Here is a 24,628-nt window from a genome sequence, read left to right as displayed (position 1 = left end):
CCATTCAACATCTTATTTATGAATAATCACTTCACAGCTTTTTAATTTCGGTGACATAAGTAACTGCCACTGCATCGACAAAATTAGGTACGTCGATAAATGCAGCTTTTCCTATCGGGGAATCAAACGCAGCTACGGCATCTTCAAGCGAGTCGAACCATAATTCTGAAAAACCATCAATGGGTGAGTCTGGATATACACGCCGGTCGATTGGATTCAGCACGTATGCACGAAGGCCGGGTAACTTAAGGGTAATAGCCGTGTGTATCTCCTTCCAGTGTTCGACAAAATCGTCAAAACTCTGATCTTTTTTCTTTGTCAGCAAACCTACGTGTTTAAAGCCTTTAACTTCGGTCATGGTTATCTCCAGTATCCAGAGTGAGCGTTGTCGCCCCAAAGCGAAACATTAATTCTGGTGCATACTATGATTGATTCCATTGAGGCGATAAATATGGTTTTGCTATCATCTTTATAGACATAAATTCTACAATCTGGTACCCCGAAGCTCGCTATCGTTATATCTTCTGATGATATCGGGCCAGCATTTCATTTCGATGAATACTTTCAACAACCTGAACAGACAAGTGGAAATATGAGAAAAACAGATCATCTCGGCGGGATTACTGCTTTTGTCACAACGGCTCAACACGGCAGTTTCACTGCGGCTGCGGAACGGCTCGGGCTAACAAAATCAGCGGTTGGAAAGAGTGTGAGTCGTCTGGAAAACCGACTGGGTCTGAAGCTTTTTCAACGGTCGACACGAAGGCTGAGCCTCACGCCTGATGGTGAAAAGTTTCTTGCCAGTTGTCAGAGTGCAATAGATATTCTGGAGCTTGCTGAAGCAGAATTGACCGCCCATATTACCCACCCCGCCGGGCGCTTACGGGTAGATTTACCGGCAGCATTTGGCAGACAGCGTATCTTGCCTATCCTGCTTGATATTACCCGCCAGTATCCCGAGTTAGCATTGACAGTGACATTCAGTGAGCGATTTGTTGATCCTATTGAAGAAGGTATTGATCTGGTTATACGTATCGGTGAACTGGCCGATAGCAGTGGTCTGGTTGCCCGCAGATTGACAACTCAAAAGCTGGTAATTTGCGCCTCACCGGATTACCTATTGCATAACGCAGAGCCCGTCCAACCAGAAGAGTTGAGCCAGCATAAGTGTGTGGTCGGTTTTCGACGCAACCAGCCGATATCCTGGTTACTAAAAGACAATACCGGACAAATCCACCGCTATACACCAACGCCAACACATGAATTTGCTGATGGTGATGCGATGCTGGCCGCCACGCTGGCGGGATGTGGCCTATGTCAGTTACCGCTCTGGCTAGTTGGTAAATACTTGCAAAGTGGGGGATTAAAAGAAGTTCTTATCGGGCATTCCGGTGGTGAAATGCCCATCAGCGCGTTATGGCCGAAAAATCGTCAGTTACTGCCCAAAATCCGTTATGTGGTGGATGAGTTGGTCACAGCCGCTGAAGCGGGATTACTCGACTGATTTTATTGATTATCCAATTGTGCTGAGTAGAACGGATAATCTGTATAACCAACTTCTGTGCCACCATAGAACGTAGCACGATCAGGTTCAGTTAGCGGCCAATCATTTTTCATTCTTTCCACCAAATCAGGATTGGAAATATAGGGCCGCCCGAAACCAATCAGATCAGCGCATCCATCCTGTAGGTACTTCTCTGCCAGCTGTTTATCAAACCCACCGGCAATAATCAAAATACCCTGATATACGGCTCTGAATTTTTGAATAAATCCATCAGGAATAGCTTGCTGACCCAGGGTTTGCTGATCACTGAGATGCACATACGCCAGAGAGCGAGTGTTTAGTTCATCAGCAAGTTGTAGCCATGTCTGCTCCTCACCTTCAAAAGCGTGCATATCGAAAAGACGACCGAAAGGAGCCAACCGGATGCCCGTTTTATCACTTCCGATCGCTTTTGATACAGCATCGGTCACTTCAAGAGTGAAGCGAATACGATTGCTATGGCTTTTACCACCATATTCATCATTGCGGGTATTCAGCCCACCATTAATAAACTGTTCCAACAGATAACCATTTGCAGCATGAATTTCGACGCCATCAAAACCCGCCTCGATCGCATTTTTTGCCGCTATAACATAATCATTGATAATGGCGTTGATACCATCAATCGTCAGAGCTTGTGGTGTTGAAACGGGTACCTGACCTGGGTTACCGTTTTGATCCAATGCGTAACACTGACTGTTCTCGGCTTTTACTGCGACGCTGCTGACTGGAGCAGCACCGTTATTTTGTAGACTGGTATGGGAAATGCGACCGACATGCCACAATTGCAGGAAGATTTTTCCGCCTTTTTCATGCACAGCCTGAGTCGTTAACGACCATCCCTTTACTTGCTCCTGACTGTAAATGCCAGGAGTAAAAAGGTAGCCCTGCCCCTGCACTGAAATTTGAGCGCCTTCAGTAACAATTAACCCGGCAGATGCCCGTTGTGCGTAATACTCTGCTGTCAACGCATCTGCAATATCACCTTTTCTGGCTCTTGAACGCGTCATAGGTGCCATAACGACGCGATTATTAAGAGTAATATTACCGACTTTAAGTGGTGTAAATAGCTTTTCCATTTTTACCTACCTGTATTCAGAAATTTTACCTATGTTCACTGTATGGGGTATCAATGTGAATAGCGTTTTGTTCCGAATACTTGTTCCATAAATTCTACAATACTTTTAGAGTGATAAAGTTAGGTAAATCAACGGATATAGCTAAAGCGAATAGTATGTAAAATGAGTTAGAGGCAATATTGGCGGTCTCTTATACCCCGAATCAAACGGTGATCAAACCATACATTAAACTGGCTATTACTTGTGAGTTTATCAAAATCAATACAGTCGCCATTAATAGTATTAACTTAAATAATGATTTCTCCGGTAACGGCTAATATCGGATTCCATTTGTGGTACTAATTTTTTAGCCCCTCTTCAGAGGCGCATTTATTTTCTTCGCTCAATTTTCTATATACCCCCAATAATACCCCCAAATTATTTTGGGTCTCTCAGCGCAACTAAAAAACATACAAATCACCGGGCCCTATGCCATTTTCTCAGCCAGGCATCCGTTATCAGCACTTCAGGAGATAGGGGGGGAATATAGAAATGGTGCGTCGGCATGCCCACTTGCCGCCAAATCATTTAACTGAGCATGCACGTAAAATTGATGAGGTAATGGGGGGTAATGTCACCAATCTGGCACTTTTAAAAAAGGTTGCTGATAATTAGGGGGTAAACAGATGGTAACTCATTGATTTTAATGGTACGCCCTACAGGAGCCAAATTAAACCATCAACACACTGTTAAATAAATATATTTACTAGGTTCAATTTTCAAGATACCCCCAATGATACCCCCAAATAATTTTCCTTCCCCAAGCCTATACAAATAAATTACCAAGAATAGTGAAAGACGGTATTTGCTATAAGAATAATTTCATATCATCGCACTTCACTTTGATGGTTGTTATTTAACCACCAATTTAACAGTTGATTATGGATTCATAATCGCAAATAAAATTTCTCTATATATAACCAGAAAGTGGTCGGTTCGGTAGGTTCAGTCGGTTCACGGACTTATTTATTTGATATATAAGATAAATTAATTTTAAATTGAACCGACCCACGGTAGGTTCATCTATCAAGGAAGTCGGTTCAGTATCCATCTTCATATATAGAAATCGCTGGAGAGGATAAAAATATTATTATAAAACATAATGTTATCAACTTACTTTGTAAATTTCATGCTATGGCGCTAACTAAAGGTTTTCATTTCATAATAGGCTGGGCAATTAAGCGCATTGATGTAGGTACTAACTCATAGGATCAGTGTTGAATCGTCTGTATAGGTCAAAGCACTGATGAGCTGTTCTGAGCTGATACTTTTCAGTAACGGGAAATTTATCAGCTTAAAACCGTTACTGAAGTAGATATCACACGTCTTGTTCTCAGTATCGAGCACTATTTCTTTAAACGTTTTAAAAATAAACCGTCTGCATTTCTCCCGGTCCTCTTTTAAGGTTAAATCCAACGTTGTTACATCCTCACTAACGGCCAGTCTCTGCTTATTGTTAACTGCACGGATCATGGATTCATTACTTTTGAATTCTTTATGCAGTGCCTTTATCTTTTCAGCCAGAGCAGCCACTTCAGGTGCTATTTGTAATGCCTCAATCAGCCTATCAATACTTTTAAGAACCTCAATATTTCTGTCCTGGAGCGAACGGGTCGATTCTCTACTGGTTGAATTAGTTTGGAATTTGTCAGCATGGATAACAACTGTAGTTATCAGGTTTACATCTGCAATATCACGCCTAATAGATGGAGTATTACAGCGATGTAACCGGCGCATAGGGCATACGTAATACCCCATCCCTTTGCCATCTATAGAATTGAGAATGATACTGTGACCGCATGCTTTACACTTCATCACCGAACGGAAGAGATTAATTAGATAGGGATTATCAGTGTGCTTGTCTTTGCCAAAGGGTGGTTTTCTGAACTCTCTGACGGCGTAGAAAGTTTTATCGGAAATAACTCGGGGAAAATAGCCCGCTATTTCTTGTATTCCATTGGCTATCGTACGGTATGACGGGGAATTTATTCCAATAAGCGCTTTATTTACCAATAGTTTTTCAATTGTTGAAGGGTTCCAGACGCCAATTTCTCCTGTTAGAGTTATCACCTTTTTATCATTCAGGACTTTAACTATTCCATTGAGGGATTGCCCTTTTAATCGTAGCCGAAATATCTCTTTAATCGTCCTGGCATGTTCAGGTATCAGTTCGAAACTATCTCCGCTTTGGCTCACCTTCAACCAACGCGGGCAACTTCTGGTAATTATTTTGCCCGAGGCCTCTGCTTCTTCCCTTTTCTTCTTCCATGCAGACTTCATCCGACGTGATTTGATTTCACTTTCTTCATTAGCCCGCTGCGCAATTAGAATGGCTTTTATCAGTGAGTAAGGATCATCCAAAGAATCTTTAGTGTAATGAGTATGGTCGCTAAGCGTAACAACATCGATACCAGCCTTTAATATGCTTTTAAGTCGTTCCGTTGCTTCACCTATTTTTTCACGAGACAGTCGGTCTAGACTTTCTACCAATAGAACCGTGCCATATTCAATATAACCGCCCTCTACAGCCACCATGAAATCTGAGAATGCCCCTCTAGTGGCATGTGTTCCATGGTAAGCACTGATCCCTAAATCTTTATACGTCAAGTCGTCCAACATGTAATCGGGGTTAGCATCAAGCCATTCCGTCACTAGCCTGTTCTGCCTTTTTAAAGAATCCCCGTACTGTTGAACAGACGAAGAGAACCGGAGGTATGCGATTGCTTTTTTCATGGATATAACCAACGTAATAATGAAGACAGATACTGGCATACCGAAATTTAGCAGAAAGTGAACCCTGTCAAATCTTCTTCATGACGAAAAATTCAGCATTATTGATTTAAAAATAAGGTGATGAAGAGATTTTGAAGGATGCGTGGGAAAGTGCTGATGATTGGCTTCAGGCTTAAGGCTTCTGAGAAATATTTTCAGGAATATTTTGTTGTCAGTTTTGTTGTTGGTTGACAGAACAACACCATAATGTAAAACCGGTTGACACAAAATCACTCACTACATACATGAATAGACCGGGCAATTAAGCCCGGTTTTGTATTTTATGCTTCAGTTAAAACAGCATCAGGTGGATCTGGATACCCAATGCTCGGCACATGCGAAGTCTTACTACTCCATCTCGCACGAAAAACGCCCAAAAGCAGTGTTTAGATTACGTTTAGAAAGCGTAATGATTGTGTGTGCTCTGTGCCTGAGATACCATCCACACAGCATAAATATAATAAATTAACCGGGATAAGCATGAGCTTTAATCGCCGGAACTTTATCAATGGAGATAGTAGTGGAAGCGCAATCATCAAGAATTAAGCATTTAGACGGCATGAGAGGGATAGCGATCTTACTTGTTTTGTTTTTCCATACTTTTGTGCGCTGGCCCGATCTTCTGCCCTTTGTTGAGCAGACAAAAGATATATTCCTTTTTAAGTATGGTCACATTGGTGTTCGCTTTTTCTTTATAATATCTGGATTTGTGATATTCATGTCTCTGGATAAAACAGCAAGCATGGGGGCATTCTTTAAGAAAAGATGGCTACGGCTGTTTCCTGCTATGTTCATTGCCTCGATTTTTATATTTATAACAGCGCATTTTTTTCACGAAAGACCAGCAGGAATACCGCATTTGATAAATCTTGTTCCGGGCCTTGCGTTTATCAGCCCTGAAGTAATAGATTCTATTTTTAGTGTGCGAATTGAAGGGTTGGAAGGAGCGTTCTGGTCGCTTTATGTTGAAGTGATGTTTTACATTTTTGTGGGTGTTTTATATTTCACTTTTAGTAGAAAAGTCATACTTAAATCAATATTTATCACATATATATTTGCCTACTCATTGTATATTGTATTTCACTTAACAAGTGATCATCCTTTGATGCAGTTTTCTGTTATTACTGGAATAGATTCTTATGGATGGTTTTACATTGGATGTTTCATGTATGAAAAGATAAATAAAAGAAATGATTACTTAGATAATATCATGATGTTTATTGTGGTAGTTACATCTCTGTATCATTTTGACTTTGGTCTTGTAATTATCACTGGAATTATTATTGGCGGGTTTTGCTTCTCATTTTACTCACAGACATTACAAAGAATCCTTTCTAATAGAATGCTTTTGTTTTTTGGGTTAATAAGTTACCCTCTTTATCTCATACATGAAAATATGATTGTTTCATCAACCATTAAAATGTTAAATACATTTTATTTTGGCCGCTATGAGTTCTTAGCACCTATTCCACCAATGATTGTCATTTTTTTACTAAGCTACTTCATTTCAAAACAAGAAAGAAAACTGAAGAACTTATTAAGTTATATTTTTGATAAAATTAAGTTACACAGGAAAAGAACTGCATAAAATCATTTAATGAATTAATTACTTTATGGGGAAATATCATGCAACAAATCTAATTATAAGCTTTTGTTGCATGATAGTAATACTTAGTCAAATATTGATAGGCTGAATGAATTCTCCGTCCTTGTATTCCCATCCAATTCCGCATACTTCAACACATTTAACTAACAATAATCCATCAGGCGGCTTCCACCCCGAGCCATCCTCCAAAACAATTGTGTTAACAACAATACTGGTATTAATATCTATCAATGCGTATATGCTCATTAGCTATACTCCCTTACTATTAGATACCCATTATTTCCGTTAAATCCAATTTTGTTAACTTGAGATTGCCCACTAAATTGCCCTGGAGCAGCAGCTCCATAATTACCCAATAGAGTTCTTTCCACCGAAACATAGTTTGTCCCGACACCAAGAGACACAGTGACTGCTGGGTTATTTTGTTGTCCAAATGCTGACACCATTATCTGTCCACCGACACTAACTGTTGGTGCACTTGCGCCTCCTTGCCCTGTTGACCCTCCCGGTGGGGTGTGCGCAGCACCAATTATCGAACCGGGGCCTCCGGGGCAGGTCAAAATACTGCCAAAAGTTGTTGAACCACCAGTTTGCCCGGAACTAAATGCACCTATTCCACCAGAACCAATAACTACTGATGCCGTGCTCGGTACTGACGTGTATAAAACTTTCGCATAAGCACCAGGGCTACCAGTAGCCGCAATTGCATTTTGACTGGCTGAAGTGGCCGATACAGCACCTGATGCCCCACCCCCACCTACGGCCTCAACTTCAATGTACGCAGTGCCAGCAGTCGGCGTATAAGTGCCAGTTGATGTAAATGTCTGCGTATTCAGCAACCGGCCGGAAAACTTGCTCGGCGTCAATCCGATATTTGCTTGTGCTACTGCCTGAGCAGCAGAACCCGCAGCGGCGATCTCGGATAGGTTATTTTTCTTCTGTAATGCATCACCGAGCAGCTCAGCTAAATTGAGATTGGCCTGAGCCTCTGCAACCGCTGCCGGGCCAGTCGCTTTAATTTCACTAAGATTATTTTTTATCTTTAAAAATTCGCCTTTCGATACCAGCTTAGATATGGAGACCGCTATCTGATCGAATTTCTCGCTATCGGGAGTGATGCCTGCCGCTGTAAGTATGCTAATTAACTCACGCTGAATAGTATTAAACCACTCTGCCGGTAATATTGTAGGAGGAACACCACCAGCAACATTGCCGTCGGTAAATTCGCCGTTACTGTCCGCGCGCGTATTCGGTATATCACCAATTTTTTGCATAGAAAATCCTCGCCAAGTAAGGCGCTTTAAATGAATAGAGAGTGATTAGTTAGTTAACGTAGCCAAATTTAAGAATGGTATGGGATGGATTTAATACCGTTAATCGGCATTCAAGTTGTTTGTTTCCCCACGAACGCAGAGGGTCACTGCAATACGTTAAACCACACTGCGCATAATTGATGGTGGTTTCTGGCGCGGTGATCAGCCAGGTAAACGGCCACTCCTCACCGTTTAGAGCATCCCCACAAACAGACATCCCTGAACAAGCCTGTCGATATTGAGTAATCGATATGGTGTAACCCAGCGCCTCAGCAACCTGAATAAAATAAGCCACTGACTGACCACCAATACCAAACAGTTTGGATATTACGGCCCGCTGACGCTGGATAATGCTATCAATCTCACCTATTGCGCATAAATCCGGTAACCCAAGCGTCGCCTCCCATTCAGGAAGCATTGCGGTAGCCGTTAAGGGAAAAGCCGCATCGAGCAGATCACGGGCATCTTCATCACTGCGTTGATAGGATCTTGCCAGCGCCCGTAACGTGCTGGTTTGAACCCCGCCTGTTATCTTCGGCCAAACTAAGCCTCCCGGCATCAGCGCTTGAAGAGCAGCAGTATAGTCATTAACAGAATATCGACTCATAGGTAGGTCACCGTACCCCGGACAGGTAATTGACCGGTTTCAAGCTGAATGTTCGTCGTTGGAGAATCGAGAATGAAACCGCTGGTCCCAGTAACGTCACCGATGGCCAGTAGCAGTGAAGACAGCAGAATTTTACCGCCCGGCTCGCCCTCAGTAAAAAACACTTCGTCAATGGCCGTGTTTATTGCCGTGGTGGTTTCGCTATCTGCTGTAGAAATACCACTAATCACAAAATTCACCGGTGCCGCTACCGGCGCACACACGTAGATGATGGCGATAATGGGTTGTAAGGGGTAGATATGATCGGCAACCCGCCCCTGATCGCCAGTTGCTTTTACCGCGCCCCACTCTTCGAGTTGCGATATGCCATCAGTCCCGACCGGAAAGCCACCTGAATCATTGCCATCACACATGATATAAATACCGACCGTGCCCACCCCCTGTAAGCGGCGCTTTACCCAACAACGCGTTACACCCGGCACAGCCAAAGCCCAGCCGCGATAATCGGTATCGTTGCCGCCTTGGGGGGTATTTTGATAAGCCAGCAGCATACGAGAACGAAAAGCATCTTCTGATTCAATATCAGCGCCGCCAGAAATCTTAACTGTGGCGGTGGCCACCGACAGAACACCATCGATGGCCACATCCAATGTCAGCGACGTTCCTGCATCGGCATTCCCCGCAATACCACCGCCCGTGGTGTCATCCAATACACTCGGCAGCACCGCCGTAATTGAAACGGTAGCGGTGCCACCGACACCTATGGTTACCCCATGATCGAGACGATATTGATAACCATCAGCCCGGTTTAACAGGCTCCCAGCGGCAATCACACGACCTGCGGTGCCGCTAAATTCGACGGTAGGAGAGGTGGCGGGATTGGCGGGCTTGCGAAACACATCTTTCAACGCGGCCCAGGCAGCAAGATATTCATCGGTGGCATTATAAGGCGTGGATTGCAGCGCGATATAATCCAAATACCCATAGTGCAGATGAGCCATCCCAGCATCTGCATCACTGATCACACCGATATTGGAGAAACGCAGTAAGTTACCACCGGTCTTGAGTTCTGATTGAATATAGGACAGATTGCGCTGGCGTAGTTCGCTTAATGTGGGGCGATTAAATGGCATGTATTAAGTCTCCCATACCCATGAAAATTTAACTGAAACCTGCGCTTTTTCGGGTTGTTGATAGTTGATAATGAGATTGAGGCGGTTGGGATACACTATCTGAGCATTGGTGCTTATTGCTGTCACCACTCCATCATCAAATAACCAGGCCAAGGCTTCATTGGCATAGTCTTCAGCCTTTAACGCGACTTTAGTGGTGAGTTTTTCCCGACGAAGTAACCATAGGCGGGAGCCTATCTCATATTCTGCTCCGGTATCGGCCCACCACCCGCGCCGATCATCGCTATCGATACCATCATCTGTCCGGGCCAGCCGATCAGTAAACAAGCTGATCAAAATGGCGGTTTCTAAATCATTGCCATCCAACAACCCACCGCCGCCGGTTTGCCAGTCGCCCAACAATTTGTCCGGCTCCCAGAGTGTTTTGATATCGGTTGTCATTTCACCACCTTCCCCGTCACTTCACTGGTTAATGTCGCGCTCCCCCCCTGCACATTTTTAAGCTGATGATTGTGGGCGTTATAGGCTTCACGCAGGGTTTTCAGTGTGGTGCTATTGCTGCCAGCGTTATCGACAATATCGCCGCTGACCTCCAGTAACGGGGTATTTAGGCGCACTTTTACCGAGGCATTAACCGTCACCTCCGTGGCATTATTGACCGTGACTGGCTGGCTATTGGCCTCAATAATAATACCCGCTTCGGTTAACTTGACGTATTGCCCCCACTGCGAATAGATCACCGTTTCACCCGATTTTAGCCCGACATGACGAAATGACTGATGGTTTGAACCAATGATCACCGCACTCGACCTGTCACCACCGAGGAACCCAATCACCACATCGGTACCGGCGGGTAACCCAGAGGAAAAACCAAATTCAGCCACTCTCGGCGTATCACTACGGACTTCCAGCGGGGTTTGGTATTGAACGGTTTGAACTGAACCACCATCATGACTGCCCGTCACCCGCCCCACCCCGATCATCATTTTTATTTGCCGGTATAACCTGGCTAGTTGCCCTGATTCGCTCATCACTGATTCATCTCCATAAGATTGGAATAAAACTGATAAGGTTGGACGGTGAAGGCTTCAGGCGGCATCAGCACCATTTGCGCGGCAGTACCGTGGTCGTCTTTGAGATAGGTCACCTCCGATAACAGCCAGAGTTCATCCTTTAAGCCAAAAACAGGTAAATCAATCGGGATCAGCGTGTTCGGCTCCCATAATTTGCCGTCTTTATCGCGCCAGCTATCGACCGTTACCAGTAGCTCTTTAGAGCGACCATAGCGGCGGTTCATTTCCCAGTCGATGCACTGCTGCGCCAGTTTTAGCGCTTTCATGGTGCTTTCAACAATGATAATGCGGTTGCGATAACGCATTTGGGCCGCTTCAGGATCGCGACTTCTGGCTAACGTCACCGAACCATATCCTGCGTCCTGTACCTGCTCCTGAAGTTGGCTAACCGACATCGACACACCGATATAGTCAGAGAAGCGCTGATCCATACCGGAGTTATACGCAGCATCTTCAATATTGATGCCCTGTGCGACCCCGCTGGCGGCTTTGCGCGTTCCCACCCGAGTCAGGTATAAACTCCCATCTGGCAGGTCGTAATACAGCAGTGCCGCCCAGCGGGTGATGCGGTCAATAATTTCCTGCGAGGATTCCCCCCAGTTCAAGGTAAATTGAGGGACAATATCGAGGTCGGTAACATCACTGGATACCTTAATGCCATAGGGCTGCGCCAACCGTTGAGCTATCTGTAGCGCGGTCGATTGGCTGATAACATTGTTCGGCCACTCAGCAGAGCAATCAACCAAGTCCTGGCATTTACTCCGTCCCGTAGCCCTGACTTCGCGTCGATTACGACTGATCATCGGTGCCCAGCGGTCGATAAACCCGGTGAGCACCACATCATCACCCAAATTAACCACGCAAGGGTCGCCCGGATTCACCCACTGCTGGTTATCACTGCCCGGATAAAGATCCATCAAGGACAGGCTAAAATCGCTGGGTAAGCGTTCGATGCTGCGAGTGACACGGATATTGTCCCAACCAGTAATCAGCTTATTGCCAATACGTAGCGTCAAATCATCACTCATAAGTTCAGCGCCTTAAATCGAATGGGCATAAATGCCGGATGAACCGGAGCCGCCATTTTCACCAGCGCATCACCACGGCGGGCATCCTGATAAAGCCGGTTGGCCAGATTCAGTGCGGGTAATGACCGGTTAAAATTGACTATCTCCACACGAGACAGGTTTGCGCCAGTTTGCTGTAACAGCGTGACAATCGAACCACGTAGCTCCATTAATGCCTGATATACCTCATCATTGCCGCTATCGGCCGCAGAAAGTGCCGCGTCGTCTACCACATCGCAAACCCGCGTCAATATATCAACCGCATCGTCATAGCTTTCCGGTTGATATTGCGAAGCGGCGAACACCATCGCACCGGCACACAACACAATAACGAGCTGATAGCTGGCTTCAGCAGTACTGTTGTCGCTGGGATTAGGTCGAAACGTATCGTCATTGATGCTTGTCAATTCCTGCATCATGCGGATTAAATCCAGGGTACTGGCTCCACTGGACAATATGGCGTTAACAACCGCAAGTGCAGCGTTGGCATGTCCCTCTACCGTTGCAGCCTCTGTCAATGCATCGGTGGCAGCAACCAGTGAGGCCCGCCCCTCGACTGAAACAGCCATTTTTTGAGCCACCAGCGCAGATAAATTCGTGGTATCACTTTGTGTGCTGACTGATGTGGTAGCACCTGACACACTGCCGCCGACGGTACCGTGGTTGTAACGGCCATAACGATCACGCCCAAGGGTTGAACGGAGCACATTGCCGAGATTTGTCGCCTCACTGGTGGTTGAATTCACCATGTTGACCCAGAATGCAGCGGTACTTTTTAGTGTTCTGATAGTTTGAGTGACGGAACGAATCTCACCTTTGACCGTAGCAATAAAGGTCGCAACGGACTTGGTGGCCAGACCAAACCATGAAGACTGAATCGACGAAACCGCATCTGCGGAACTGGTAATAGAAAATACCCGTAACCCCGACTCAATGATGGTCAGTGTAAATTCAAAAACGCGCCCTGATTCTGCCCCTTCATTTAGACGAAGACCACTTTCGGGAATACTGACCGTCATTTCGCCCAGCGTTGGGTGTACTAATGTTCCGGCATCAGGCATTTCACAGGCCGCGATCAGTGAATCACGCTGGGTCATAACATCCGGCGCGGTATAAAGACCACTGCTCTGAATAAGAAAACCGCGAATAGTCAGGCGACGAGTGGCACGGCCTAAATCTTCAATCCACGCCGTATCTCGATAGGGATACTCATGAATAGCCTGGCGGCGACCAAAAACCCCTTCCGCAGTCATAACTGCAAAGGGAACCCCACGGAAAGAGGCAGGATGCAGGTGTTCTGACCACTGCCAACTATCACCACCGGTACCTAATAAATCAGAAAGTGCATTGCTGATCAGTGACATTTTATCCCCTCCAGAAATGAAAAAACCCGCACAAGGCGGGTCAGTATCTTCAGCAATTATTTATAACTTTTTCATTCCAGTGGATTAATATAAAACCCATCCTCACCGGATTCCTTTGTTATTTTGAAGCGGCCATTATTGGGTGTTTCTATAACGACTAAATTAGGATTAACAATCCTGAAACTGGCAATTTCCATCTGCTTTTGCTCATTAAGCATTTTTGATACATTTTGATAATTAAAACAAAGTGTTCCATTCTTCGCATAAAAATTATTTACATCACTGGGGCACACTTTTAACTCTTGCATTTTATTATAAAGTATAAAAAATATTATCCCGCCACAGACCGCAATCCCTATGGCAATAAACCTCATTACAGTGCGTTTTCTGGATGGTTCTTTTTTGAATGAATAAAATAAAGCCACCAGAAAAACAAAGAAGAAAAATAACAAAGTTTGCCAAGCACTCATTTCTATCCCCTAAAATTGTATTTTTCACATACTATCAGGTTATGGATAGTTCATGGAAGTTGCTACCTTTCCACTTTGATTCCCGGCAATAACCCGGCGCTCACCCGTTCGACTATCAATAATCGTCAGTTCTACCTCTGCTTTGTTATCTCTCATAGCCTGGACGATAGCGCTGGCAATCTGATCAGCACCACCGACAGAGCTTTGTTGTGGAGCGTTTATAGATGTTGGAGGTAATGCGTTAATATCCGATGGGCTGGTAGTTAACTCGCCTTGCTGAGGATGAACGGCAGGCAAGCCCGGCATGATCTTCTGGAGATAGTTACGTGTTTCAGCAGGTGCTTTTCCCAATCCATGCTTTTTGACATTCCCCTGCCCCCAGTTATAGGACGCAACGGCTTGATTAACATCACCATCAAAATCTTTGAGCAGGTCGGCCAAATACTTAGCCGCCGCCTCACTGGACTTATTAAAGTCCATGCGATCTTCCCGCGTATTTAATCCGTAGTCTCTGCCTGTCGCTGGCATAAATTGGAATGGACCCTGTGCCCCTGCTGGTGATAGTAGATTTTTACCTCGGTTGGATTCATTCAGATAGACCCGATCAAGTAAGGTTGAGGGGAGGTTATACTGCGACTCTAACTGTTTTAGCCTTGCTTGCTGCTGATCTTCGCCAGGGAGAATGTAGGGGGATTTAACGGGAGCGACGTTTTTTTGCTTTTCTATCTCAAGCCGTTTCTTTTCCTGCGCTTCCCAATCCGCACCGTACTGATCATTTAATTTTTGGGTAAAATCCTTATCTGGATAGCCCAAAGTCAAATAGGCTTTTTCTTTAAATGACAGCGTATCCTTAAATTTATCGTCTACTCGCGCCCGGTGAAGGATATCTTTTTGTTTATCGCCATGTGCAAATGAGTTTTCATCATCATTCTCGCGCATCTTCATGTCACGAAGTTGGGTTGCAGCACTTCCCTTGACCATATTTTCATCAGGTAAAAGTTTTTGCGCGGCCCATATTTTCCCTTTGGTCATCAACCCATCAATCGCAGCGCTGGCCTCCTTTAACTGAGCATTCAGTTCAACCAGTTGCGCATTAATTTTTGGATCAACCGTTAGGCCAAAACTATCCGATTTAGCCAGCAACTCTTTGTACCTGGCACCCTCTCGCATTAATGCTAAAAGGGGAGCATTCAATCCTAAAGCATCTGCCAGCGTTTTCTGGGTTTGGGGTGAAAGTTTAGGAAATATCTTGGCAATATTATCCAGCATCTTATAGACATCAGCCGTACCATCTTTAAGGCGTTCAATGACAATCCCATTTTGAGCAAGCAACGCCTGAGTGGTGTCATTGCGTGCCCATAACGGATCATTAAATGTCTTGTATAGCCCTTCAACAGATTGGCGAGCAGTATCGCTATCGACCCCTAATATCTGCATCGCACCGCTAACACGGCTAAAATTATCAACTGACATACCAGCATTTTTGGCTGCAACATCAAGCGAATAGGCTGAATCAGCGGCAGCACTTAACCCCTGAGCGGCCTTGACGCCAATATAGCCAACCGCACCCAGCGCGCCAAATCTGAGTGCCTTACTGCCAATTTCTCCCACCATTTTTAGCGGAGGCACCATATCACCGACAAACTGCACCCCCTCACGCGCAAATTGGCCCATACCTTTTAAACGCGCGTTCAGGTCGTCAATACCCTCAACAGATTCCTGTCCACCTAACTTGAGTCCGTCACGGGTTTTATCTAAATCAGGGATGAGATTTTTAACCGCCTCCTCGATACGCTGTATTGAGGCCGACGCCTGATCTGTCGCGGTCAGTTCAAAATCAAATGCATTACCCATTTTTGCCTGCCTTAACCTTGTTAATTCTGACCGCCTGCTGATACCACCACTGCAATTGGCTATAGGTCAGGAGCCAGGCATCCATTGGCCCCCACCCATAGTAATAGGTCACATCTGCTAGCTCGTCACCCCACTCTCCGGCTGCGGGGAGTAAGCTAAAAAACTCATCATGTAGACCTCGCAGACTTTATAGTCAGTAAAAGCCATTTTTTTGATGGCTTCCCGTGGCACATTCGACACCAAAGAAATAAGCAACCCCATGCCGCTAAGCGAACCGTTTTTGCTTTGCTCATCGTAGAATTGCTGCACTTGTAACAGCGTTGGCTCGCTCAGTTCGATGGCCTCATAGGTGGTTTTGGTGGCCTCATGCGAGATAGGTTTAACCAGTGAAATGGTTTTACTGCGTTCTAATTCAGACATCTTAGTTCTCCGTCACCGATACCGAACCACCTTCCCAGCGTATATCAGCGGTTGCCTCGGTACTGTCCACTTCCTGGGTATTTACCGACCACATGCCACTGCCGATAATCGTTTTGCCATTGGCTAACTCACAGACAATATTGACGTTGGTCTGATCGTTAAAATCACTGATCGACGTGCCGCCACTGTCACGGATTTGGCAGGAGATAAATGGGGCATTAAAGGTCTCTTTATACCCATGCACCCCATCCATTCCCGTGAGTGTTTCCCGTTTGACTCTGGAGGGGCTGTATTTGAATTGCCCCGCCACCATGATGGTTAGGCCATCAACCGTGACATACGCTGTCCCGGCGAGGCGATTGGATGTATCACCCATGATAATGAATCCTTATGCTGACGCCTGGAGGCGGAATTGATTGAGAACAGCGAAGATACGTAACTGATTAATCAGCACACCGGTCCACAGCACATCAACACGGTTAGGGTTGCTGGCGCTCTTTTCGACAATTAACCCCTTGGCAAAGCCTTTGGCATCCTGCACATAGCCGTTGAATTCCAGCGTCTGATACTGCGCTATCAACTCCGCTCGGATAATATTCGGTGTGATAATGGCCGAACCAGGTGCGAAACGAGTACCATCAGCTGCCAGTTTCATGCGGGCAAATTTTGACGTCACCTGAGTACGCAAGAAGCGAGTGACAAACATCAGCAGAAATAAGGTTTCAATCTGCAAATAGCTGTCATCTTCCGCGCCATATTTGTTCTTTTGGTAGGTGGTAATGATATTTTCCACTTGAACCGTGCCATCGTCAGCAGTGGTGACCGTGGATATCCCGCTGTGCAGCAGATTATTACGTTCAGTGAGGGTAAAACGGCTGGCCAGTGGCGGGGCCAGTACGCCACTGATCGTTAGGGTTTGTAGCGGTCGGCCGGGGTCGTTACGCAGACTTTGCGCTATCGCGCCAACATAAGCCGCTGACCAGATGTAGCTTGGTGTTGGCGAGCCATTCACCCCCAACAGGGAAGCATGCTGATCATTACGCAATTCACCGGCAGCGGTCAGTTGGCCATAAGTCCCGGATTGGGCCGCGAAGCTATGGCCATAGAGTTGCTCGGCATAGCTCCAGCGACCAGTACTGTCTGACAGGAAGTCTTTGATTTTATTCAATGATGCGGTGTCAGTGTACGGGTTGATAATGAAATCAAAGGTTCGATCCTGCAAATTAGCCAGCGCATCATCCAGTTCAGGCGCACCCGCGCCACCCGCCATTGGCGTGAATGCCAGTACCAGGCTATCTGGCGTGGTTTCGCCGCCAGCACTCCCCAGATAGTTCAGCCGTAAATCAATGGTGTTACCGTGTGCGCCTTTATTTTTGGCTGTGAGAGTAATCACCGCATCTACAGCCGCTGCCGTGACCGGTAGAGATGTAGTCGTATTGATTGCGGCCGTTAAAGCAGTGGCAACCGCAGCAACTTCATCCGTTGCCACGACTGCAACCTGTACGCGAATACCGGCGATATACAAAGAGATAACACCGGTCGCGGATGCCTGAGTGGTAACGGTGATTTTACCGGTTGCAGCAACCATTGCCTCGGTATCAGCCAACGGCAAAATATAAATCTCACCGGCAATATCATTGGCCAGATAAGCCGCCATCTGACCATGCAACATGGAGCCTGCGCCACATTGCCCCGCAACAGTGGCCACCGAAGAAACCAGCACCGGCACATCAGCCGGCAGCGTGCCGGCATTTAGCATCTGACCAATGATTAAGGTGCGCTGAGTCGTTGTTGCCGTGTTCGCCTGAGAGTTATCAAATTCAGCGAAGAAAAGCGGCGTCCGAAGATTGCTCGGAATATGAGTAAAGGGAATAGTCATTATTTGGTTTTCTCCGCTTTGGTTGCTTCTGGCGCAGGTTTAGCCTCTTTAGGCTGTTCGCGCACCACATCACCGTCGTTTAAGCGACGCCGCCAAAATGAATTATCGGGAACCTCAGCGCCAGATTCAGGCAAAAAGGTGCTCTTAACCGGGTCGCGCACAGTGCGACCGGCTACGGGTTTAACATGCATGGGATTTACTCCGAAAGGTCTATTGAAACCACAGGTTCGGTGGTGCCGTCTGGCATGGCCATAGTGATATCGATACCCAGCAGCGGGTCACCCACAATGGGGTAGAAATCTTCCGGCCCTTGGTAATACTCGATATCCAGTTCCATCAGCAGTTGGGCCAGATGGCCCTCACCCGCCGAGTCCAGATCAATGGTTGAGCGTACCCGAGCGAACTGTTGTGTCTGGCGGGTGAGGTCATAACTGTTTATCACCGCCCGTTCAATTTGCTCTCGCAAACGTTCGAGCGCCAGCTCTGCCTTATTCGCCCCATCATTCTCATTTTCACCGTCAAGTTCCTGTAATCGGCCAGTAATGCGCACGGTGGTAATGGTGTTGAACTGCGGCGCATTGCGGCCTAATGACTGTTTTTCTTCTATCGGTGTCTGCACCAAAATAACCGGATACATCTCCTCGGTGGTTGGCCAGTCACGCGGAGAATAGACGCGGTTTTCTGCATCAGTTTTTCCGAGAATGGCGGCAACTACCAGCTGTCTGACTTGGGCTGTATTCATGTTTTTACCCGATTAAGAATGAGTTTGCTCCCGCCGTGGCTATCTGGCTGAACATCCGCTACGGCAAATAAGGTATTGACTGGTTCATTAGCCACGATGCCAATAAAAACCCGATCCCCTTGCTTGGGTGGCGAACGAAACTCACTGTCCCTTACCCCGAGAACGGGATTGGTGGTATTAATAGTGCTGCCATCATCCAGTGTATCGATGGTGGTGTAGGCCCGATCAAAGATACCGCTGATGGTATAAGTTGGCTTACCACCAGCGGGCCGGTAATCAACCGGGTCACCAAATACCGAATGCAATGGCGCAAGAAGATGCTGATCCCAGTTGATACCCATCAGCTACCCCGATTTATCTTCACACCATCATCGACGGTGACTGAGGGACCAATCGCGCTGGCTGCCTGCTGCCGTAACGCTTTTACATCGGCTACCACACCCAGATTAATCAGTCGTTCAGCATCCTCATGCGACAGGAATAAACGGCTATTCCCCGCATGCGTTTCCCCGCTATGGCGCAGGGTCTGGCCCTTTACCACCACAAGTTCCATCTCGTCAGAGTCATCAGCAGGCTCATCACTCCCCAGCTCACTCTCTGTGGTGTTTTCCTGAGTCTCAGGATCAGGCTGCATTGCGTTATTATCCGTCACAACAGTCTGTTCCTGCTGGGTGTCAGCGGCGAACTCGGGCGGCAAGCCGCCCAGTTCGTTGATGCTGGCTTGCTGCTTGCTCAGTGTTTTTGCCATATCACACCACCGTTGCACAGAGGGAGGCATTCACCCGGCTTGGGATCACCAGCGGAGCGGATTGCATCATTAAATAACGCTGAGCGGGGTTCTTCATAGTCCATGATGATGGTGCAAAAGCCAAAGGACCATAATTAAACTCAGGGTCCAGAATGACACCAAAGGCACGAGTCCCCATCAAGTCAGCACCTGACATCAATACGGCACCATCGGGGATCATTGGTTTTTCGATACCATCAACCGGGTCAATAAACCAGTCGTTATACAACCACAAATCATAGTTTCCCCAGCGGCCTTTATAGACTGCACCTTTTGAAATTCGGGGTCCGGCGTCAACCTGATTACCGAACGGACTCAATGCAGGGAATGTGATGGCATTGTCTTTAATGGTGGTATCAAGACGGAACGCTTTCCATGAGGAGGTGGTAAATACCAAATCCGTGGCCACCGCACCTGACTCTTTTAACATCAAGGTTTGCCAGTCTTCAATATCATCTGATGGCTGGGTATTGGTCGTGCCAGCGGGAACAGATAAAGGCCATTTATCCGACCCACTCAGTGTAATGGTCAGAGAGCTTGAGCGGCCGAAGTCAATCTCAGCCGTTTCAAACCCTTCACCCACGACCATAATTTTTGCTTTAGTCAGGGCGCTGGCCGCCATCCATTCCAAGCGGCGGTTGATCATGTCAATTTGATCTTCCATTTCAAATTGAATATTGAGCATCTCACGTTCAGCGGCGGTGAACTCACCGCCAATACGCTCGCCCATTTGGCGGCGGATGGGTTTGCGCAGGTCTGGAACCCGCACATCTTTGATGTACGCGGGCTTAAAGGTATTGGTCTGATATTTACGGCTTTCAACCAAAAGACCAGCGACTAACGGCGAAACAAAAGGTGCCAAGCGGCGCTTCCCGATGTCCACATCAATTGAAACCTCTTCAGTCTCATAGGTCACGATGTTGGGAAAGAAGCGATCCAGTAACCAGTTTTGGCTGGTTTTTAGGTTAGGAACAACCTGAACCAGCGCGTTGGTATCAAAAATATTCATGGAGTATCTCTTTTAATTTGCTGGCAGCCAGAGCCACCAGATCAAGATTGAAGACGAGCAAGCCCCTACCAGGTGAGTGGCATTGGGTGCAAATCAGAAAGTGAGGTTTTAAACGGGCGCTTGGGTACTGTCTTGGAGGAAGATTGAATACGAACGCAGTGCCGTTTTTAACTCGATCAACGTCCATGAAGCATCGTGAATAATGCGGTTTTGATTGAATTGTCCCATTAAATAAAGGCCCCCGCGCTGAGACGTTGTTGTTGTATCCACATCATCGACAAGGATCGCAACCGGCACTTCACTACCGTCACCAGCATCTTTTACTGACTTGGTGTATTCGCCTGATGCTGTAATTTTGCCCATCACGGTGCCACGCAAATGGATTGCAGCTGCCTGAGCAATAACGCCAGTATCAGTGACCAGTTGTAATGTCCCGGAGACTAACTGGTCTGGCACAAACAACGATGAGCGCATGCCCGGTTGAAATGCATTTTGTCCGAAGTTATCCATTATTTTTTACCTTTTGCAGAGTCATAGAGGCTGGTCATCTTATTAACCAGTGACGCGCCTTTTGATGCGGCGGCGGTGTCTTGTCCAGGCTGCGCATTACCGTGGGCTTGCATCCGCTCATCCAAAGAACGTTTACGAGAGGCTGATGCCGGTGCAGTAGCGGCCGTGGAGGCAAGAACACGGATCACAGCAGCAGAACTCATGCCAGAATTAAGCGCCAGAGAGACCGCTAAATCACCGCGCCCAGTAGCATGCTTGCTGCCAAAGATACGAGCACAGCGCTGGCGTTCAGCACTGCGGCCTTTTTTGACGTTACGGTCTTCGGTATCATCATCGCCGTCATCGTCACTCCCTTCATCAGCGTCAGCATCATCGGGGTCGTCCTCAGCATCAGGGGCCTTATTATCCTGATCATCGGGATTATCGTTTGAGTCGTCATCGTTCTCTTCGGCTTCAGGGTCTTTTTCATCCTCTTCAGCCTGACGACCTTTGGCCTTTTTGGCCTTGTTCTTATCGTCTTCGGTCTCTTCTGTTGCTTTGGCCCCCCGGCCAAACAGGTGTGTAAAACTTTTAATTTTCTCCATTACTTTTCTCCAACCAATGTTAATAAATCGCGGAATGCGACATCAGGCGAGGCCACTTGATCAGCCAACCCCAGTTGCACACCATCAGCCGCTAAGAAACATGCGGCCTCGGTATCCCTGATAGTTCTTTCAGCTATCCCGCGATTGCGGGAAACGGTACTCACGAACAAGCGGCCCATCTCGTCAACATCGGACTGAATGGCCTTTTTTGCCTCCTCGCTTAATGCCTCGTAAGGATTTGATTCCGCTTTTCTGCTACCAAAAGTGATTATCGTGACCTGTACTCCATCGCTTTTTATGCGCTGCGACCAGTCAACATGCATCACGATGACGCCGATAGAGCCAACCCCACCGGTGCGCGGGACGATAATCCGATCTGCGGCACTGGCCAGCGCATAAGCGGCTGAATAGGCATTTTCGGATAGGATGGCCCAAATAGGTTTAGCGCCACGGGCAGCATAAATTTCATCGACTAAATCAAAACAGCCAGCCACTTCACCGCCCGGTGAGTCGATATCAAAGCAAATACCCTTGACCGCATCATCATTGATTGCAGTCAGAAAGCTGGCGCGAATACCGTCATAGCCGGTCATGCCGCTGTAGGGTCGCAAGGTGCCTAACTTTTGCACCAGCGTGCCCTGAACCGGAATAACTGCAATCCCCTCGATAACGTCATAGCCACAATCACGGCCCTTGCGGGAAAAGAACTCATCCTCTTCTTCGCCCCAATCGGTATTGGACTGAATACGTGTCAGTCCAAACCGGTCAGTCAATGCCGCCATGACGACTTCAGCCTTGTGCGGATGAAGGGCCAGCGGGGTGTTAAATAGCCGCTGGGCTAAATGTGGAAGATTCACGGTGCCTCCGGTTTATGTTGTTGGTTGGCTGTAGGCTGATCGGGTGCAAAGGCTTCAGCTTGCAACCATGTAGGGATAGGCAATCCACGCTCAATGTAGGCCTCACGTTCTCGCTGGCGTTGATCCAGCAATTCTTCCCAATCTTCACCGACGTTTTCAGCGGCTTCCATTTCGAGAGTAGATAGCCCCGCCTCCATCCCAAGAATGGCCCCTTTCTTCTCCGCCACCGGATCAACCCAGCCCCGCCCTGGCCCCATCCATTGAGCACGGCAATAGGCCGCTTTCGCCGCGAGGAAATCAGGTGCGCCAGCAGGTAAAGGAACCTCACCTAAATCATGCAGTTCTTCGATAAAGCACGACAAAATGGGCTGAGCGAATCCCGTCGCAAAGTCATCACGGCGGCGGGTCAGTGTTTTCCAGGCTTCCAGCATGGCGGAACGGGCGGAACTGTAGTTAACATCAGACCAGTCTTGGGTCAGTTGTTGGGTAGATATCCCCAATGACGCCGCGACATTTCTCAGCGCGGCACTTTCAAAAGCGACAAAGTTACTGGTTGGTCGAACAGCATTTAACGAGGTCATGCTTTCGCCGGGGGCCAGTATCGGAATACGAGCGCCTCCTTGTAATGACAGGCGTTTTTCGTCGTGATATTCACGGCGCATATCTTGATATCGGTTAACTTCCTCACCCGTATCAAGAGCATCGGCGACCAGATTTGGGTCATAAGGTGATGTGATAAAGGCGGCAAAAATGGAGTTCAGGATTGATGATTGTAATTCGACCTCATCGTACTTAATCAGCATCTTCAGCCGCTGAACGATGGGGGTGAAAATACTGATCCCCCGATGCTGAGAGGCCCGGTCACTGTCAAAGTCATGAATGACAATGGGGCGACCCCAGTCAGTTTCTCGCAGGATACGCTCCCACGTCATGGTCTCTTTACCGCTCCACCAGTCGCCTATGTGCGCTTTGCGAATGTGGTAAGCAATGGGCACCCCATCCTCATCAATCTCTACCCCACCGCGAATATTCAGCATGTCGAAATTTTGCTGAGGGTTGCTTAATCTATCCGGGTCGATGATCTGCATGGTCGTGGCGTACTGCGCACGACCGTAGCCAAGGCGGTCAGGGCGATATTGCATGACGCAGAGCGCATCACCGTCAGTCAGTTTGTGGCGGAATCCAAGGCGTAACAGTTGAGCGACGGTTTTCTTTCTTTCCACATCACAATAACGGTTTGGATCATTCGCCCAAATTCGCCAGCCTGATTCAATGGCCCGCCCATATTCATCAGCCCATTTCGCGTCAAATTGAGGATTCCCGGTCATTAGTGCCAGCGTCCGATAATCAACTTTGGCCAGCGGGCGGAAAGACGCCCCCACGGCATTATCCAAAATGCGGGTAACGCTGCCCGAGGCCCAACCATCGTTACGAACCATGTCGCGAACGCGGGCAACTACCTGATCGCGGGAGGTATTAATTTCGTTATCCGGCGACCACAATGACGGTTGCCAGTTTGCCATGGTGTCACTGAATTGGTCAGCAGCATCATAGGGAACCCCTCTGGAGCCACTCAGCATTGATGCCCTTGATTTGGATGGCGGCAAGGGGCTACCGTCAGGACCTAAAATCCTTACTGGGTTTTTCATCAGTAACGTGGCCTTAACGCCCTGCGAGGACGTGGAACAATACCCAACTGAGCCTGAAGGAGTTGAATTAACCCCATAAGTTGACCAATATCAGTCTGCTGATACGCCACTGAGCGGGTGCCATCTCCTTGAGCATATGAAAACGACACCCCTTTCGAACCTACTGATAATTCGACATAGGCTTGTTGCGCTCGGTTTAATGCCTCTTCTAATTGGGCGCGAGTCATCGCACCGGCCAACAGGCTGGTGTTTGCGTTGAACATAGAAATCC

General features: G+C 47.2%; 27 protein-coding genes and 2 pseudogenes. 4 read left to right on the top strand and 25 right to left on the bottom strand.

The window, feature by feature from the left end:
- Positions 1–31 precede the first annotated feature (31 nt).
- Positions 32–358, bottom strand: a complete 327-nt coding sequence (locus ACNSO8_RS23725) for an EthD family reductase (RefSeq protein ID WP_019081218.1) — start codon at positions 356–358, stop codon at positions 32–34.
- Positions 359–592: 234 nt separating this feature from the next.
- Here ACNSO8_RS23725 and ACNSO8_RS23720 point away from each other — a divergent pair, with 234 nt between their 5' ends.
- Positions 593–1,504, top strand: a complete 912-nt coding sequence (locus ACNSO8_RS23720) for a LysR substrate-binding domain-containing protein (RefSeq protein ID WP_411917067.1) — start codon at positions 593–595, stop codon at positions 1,502–1,504.
- Positions 1,505–1,506: 2 nt separating this feature from the next.
- On the opposite strand, the gene ACNSO8_RS23715 is transcribed toward ACNSO8_RS23720, so the two are convergent.
- On the bottom strand, positions 1,507–2,622 hold the full coding sequence (locus ACNSO8_RS23715; RefSeq protein WP_019081219.1) for an alkene reductase: 1,116 nt from the start codon (positions 2,620–2,622) through the stop codon (positions 1,507–1,509).
- Positions 2,623–2,759: 137 nt separating this feature from the next.
- On the opposite strand from ACNSO8_RS23715, the pseudogene ACNSO8_RS23710 reads away from it, so the two are divergent.
- Both ACNSO8_RS23710 and ACNSO8_RS23705 read left to right on the top strand, forming a co-directional pair.
- Positions 2,760–2,933, top strand: a pseudogene (locus tag ACNSO8_RS23710) (autotransporter outer membrane beta-barrel domain-containing protein); the annotation flags it as partial.
- A 180-nt stretch (positions 2,934–3,113) separates the two neighbouring features.
- Positions 3,114–3,276, top strand: a pseudogene (locus ACNSO8_RS23705) (integrase); the annotation flags it as partial.
- A gap of 588 nt (positions 3,277–3,864) precedes the next feature.
- Here the strand turns inward: ACNSO8_RS23705 and ACNSO8_RS23700 are convergent.
- Positions 3,865–5,394, bottom strand: coding sequence for a recombinase family protein (locus ACNSO8_RS23700; protein WP_418396100.1), 1,530 nt, complete (start codon positions 5,392–5,394; stop codon positions 3,865–3,867).
- A gap of 559 nt (positions 5,395–5,953) precedes the next feature.
- Between ACNSO8_RS23700 and ACNSO8_RS23695 the strand changes: the two genes are divergently transcribed.
- Positions 5,954–7,021 (top strand): acyltransferase family protein, encoded by a 1,068-nt coding sequence (locus ACNSO8_RS23695; RefSeq protein WP_172672112.1) that lies wholly within the window; start codon positions 5,954–5,956, stop codon positions 7,019–7,021.
- A 263-nt stretch (positions 7,022–7,284) separates the two neighbouring features.
- On the opposite strand, the gene ACNSO8_RS23690 is transcribed toward ACNSO8_RS23695, so the two are convergent.
- From ACNSO8_RS23690 to gpW, 22 genes are all read right to left on the bottom strand, one after another.
- A complete protein-coding gene (locus ACNSO8_RS23690; RefSeq protein ID WP_418396102.1) occupies positions 7,285–8,313 on the bottom strand; it encodes a hypothetical protein in 1,029 nt (342 codons plus the stop codon).
- Between the two features lie 49 nt (positions 8,314–8,362).
- The gene (locus ACNSO8_RS23685; protein WP_418396099.1) at positions 8,363–8,959 is read right to left on the bottom strand and encodes a YmfQ family protein; all 597 of its coding nucleotides are present in this window, start codon (positions 8,957–8,959) and stop codon (positions 8,363–8,365) included.
- Positions 8,956–10,092 carry a baseplate J/gp47 family protein gene (locus tag ACNSO8_RS23680; protein WP_411937072.1) on the bottom strand — a complete coding sequence of 379 codons (1,137 nt, stop codon included), beginning with the start codon at positions 10,090–10,092 and terminating at the stop codon, positions 8,956–8,958. Before ACNSO8_RS23680 ends, ACNSO8_RS23685 begins: the two co-directional genes overlap by 4 nt.
- Before the next feature lie 3 nt (positions 10,093–10,095).
- Positions 10,096–10,533 carry a phage GP46 family protein gene (locus ACNSO8_RS23675; RefSeq protein ID WP_418396098.1) on the bottom strand — a complete coding sequence of 146 codons (438 nt, stop codon included), beginning with the start codon at positions 10,531–10,533 and terminating at the stop codon, positions 10,096–10,098.
- Complete coding sequence (locus ACNSO8_RS23670) at positions 10,530–11,123, bottom strand: phage baseplate assembly protein domain-containing protein (protein ID WP_418396101.1); 594 nt, start codon at positions 11,121–11,123, stop codon at positions 10,530–10,532. The genes ACNSO8_RS23675 and ACNSO8_RS23670 overlap by 4 nt, the downstream gene beginning before the upstream one ends.
- Positions 11,123–12,193: a phage baseplate assembly protein gene (locus ACNSO8_RS23665; protein WP_418396097.1), complete on the bottom strand. Its 1,071-nt coding sequence runs from the start codon at positions 12,191–12,193 to the stop codon at positions 11,123–11,125. The genes ACNSO8_RS23670 and ACNSO8_RS23665 overlap by 1 nt, the downstream gene beginning before the upstream one ends.
- Positions 12,190–13,596 (bottom strand): DNA circularization protein, encoded by a 1,407-nt coding sequence (locus ACNSO8_RS23660; RefSeq protein WP_418396096.1) that lies wholly within the window; start codon positions 13,594–13,596, stop codon positions 12,190–12,192. Before ACNSO8_RS23660 ends, ACNSO8_RS23665 begins: the two co-directional genes overlap by 4 nt.
- Positions 13,597–13,667: 71 nt before the next feature.
- A complete protein-coding gene (locus tag ACNSO8_RS23655) occupies positions 13,668–14,066 on the bottom strand; it encodes a hypothetical protein (protein WP_050157324.1) in 399 nt (132 codons plus the stop codon).
- A 39-nt stretch (positions 14,067–14,105) separates the two neighbouring features.
- Positions 14,106–15,920: a lytic transglycosylase domain-containing protein gene (locus ACNSO8_RS23650; protein ID WP_418396095.1), complete on the bottom strand. Its 1,815-nt coding sequence runs from the start codon at positions 15,918–15,920 to the stop codon at positions 14,106–14,108.
- A 117-nt stretch (positions 15,921–16,037) separates the two neighbouring features.
- Positions 16,038–16,340: a phage tail assembly protein gene (locus ACNSO8_RS23645; protein WP_046050096.1), complete on the bottom strand. Its 303-nt coding sequence runs from the start codon at positions 16,338–16,340 to the stop codon at positions 16,038–16,040.
- A gap of 1 nt (position 16,341) precedes the next feature.
- Entirely contained in the window at positions 16,342–16,716 is a 375-nt protein-coding gene (locus tag ACNSO8_RS23640) for a phage tail tube protein (protein ID WP_032908985.1), read from the bottom strand.
- 12 nt (positions 16,717–16,728) lie between these two features.
- Positions 16,729–18,219: a phage tail sheath subtilisin-like domain-containing protein gene (locus tag ACNSO8_RS23635; RefSeq protein ID WP_400175722.1), complete on the bottom strand. Its 1,491-nt coding sequence runs from the start codon at positions 18,217–18,219 to the stop codon at positions 16,729–16,731.
- Complete coding sequence (locus ACNSO8_RS23630) at positions 18,219–18,410, bottom strand: DUF2635 domain-containing protein (protein WP_050327320.1); 192 nt, start codon at positions 18,408–18,410, stop codon at positions 18,219–18,221. Before ACNSO8_RS23630 ends, ACNSO8_RS23635 begins: the two co-directional genes overlap by 1 nt.
- 5 nt (positions 18,411–18,415) lie before the next feature.
- The gene (locus ACNSO8_RS23625; RefSeq protein ID WP_050327318.1) at positions 18,416–18,961 is read right to left on the bottom strand and encodes a hypothetical protein; all 546 of its coding nucleotides are present in this window, start codon (positions 18,959–18,961) and stop codon (positions 18,416–18,418) included.
- Positions 18,958–19,302: a head-tail joining protein gene (locus ACNSO8_RS23620; RefSeq protein WP_050327315.1), complete on the bottom strand. Its 345-nt coding sequence runs from the start codon at positions 19,300–19,302 to the stop codon at positions 18,958–18,960. Before ACNSO8_RS23620 ends, ACNSO8_RS23625 begins: the two co-directional genes overlap by 4 nt.
- Positions 19,302–19,709 carry a hypothetical protein gene (locus ACNSO8_RS23615; RefSeq protein WP_418396094.1) on the bottom strand — a complete coding sequence of 136 codons (408 nt, stop codon included), beginning with the start codon at positions 19,707–19,709 and terminating at the stop codon, positions 19,302–19,304. The genes ACNSO8_RS23620 and ACNSO8_RS23615 overlap by 1 nt, the downstream gene beginning before the upstream one ends.
- A gap of 1 nt (position 19,710) precedes the next feature.
- Positions 19,711–20,757, bottom strand: coding sequence for a major capsid protein (locus tag ACNSO8_RS23610; protein WP_050944293.1), 1,047 nt, complete (start codon positions 20,755–20,757; stop codon positions 19,711–19,713).
- Positions 20,758–20,865: 108 nt separating this feature from the next.
- Entirely contained in the window at positions 20,866–21,267 is a 402-nt protein-coding gene (locus tag ACNSO8_RS23605) for a head decoration protein (protein ID WP_050944294.1), read from the bottom strand.
- Positions 21,267–21,851 carry a DNA primase gene (locus ACNSO8_RS23600; RefSeq protein WP_418396093.1) on the bottom strand — a complete coding sequence of 195 codons (585 nt, stop codon included), beginning with the start codon at positions 21,849–21,851 and terminating at the stop codon, positions 21,267–21,269. Before ACNSO8_RS23600 ends, ACNSO8_RS23605 begins: the two co-directional genes overlap by 1 nt.
- Positions 21,851–22,708, bottom strand: coding sequence for a S49 family peptidase (locus ACNSO8_RS23595; RefSeq protein ID WP_046050086.1), 858 nt, complete (start codon positions 22,706–22,708; stop codon positions 21,851–21,853). The genes ACNSO8_RS23600 and ACNSO8_RS23595 overlap by 1 nt, the downstream gene beginning before the upstream one ends.
- Complete coding sequence (locus tag ACNSO8_RS23590) at positions 22,705–24,357, bottom strand: phage portal protein (protein ID WP_418396092.1); 1,653 nt, start codon at positions 24,355–24,357, stop codon at positions 22,705–22,707. Before ACNSO8_RS23590 ends, ACNSO8_RS23595 begins: the two co-directional genes overlap by 4 nt.
- Positions 24,357–24,620 carry a gpW family head-tail joining protein gene (gpW, locus tag ACNSO8_RS23585; RefSeq protein ID WP_050944301.1) on the bottom strand — a complete coding sequence of 88 codons (264 nt, stop codon included), beginning with the start codon at positions 24,618–24,620 and terminating at the stop codon, positions 24,357–24,359. The genes ACNSO8_RS23590 and gpW overlap by 1 nt, the downstream gene beginning before the upstream one ends.
- Positions 24,621–24,628 lie beyond the last annotated feature (8 nt).

Source organism: Yersinia sp. LJYL362 (assembly GCF_048323875.1).
The sequence above is the reverse complement of the archived record's forward strand: the minus strand, read 5'-3'. Positions and strand labels throughout refer to the sequence as shown.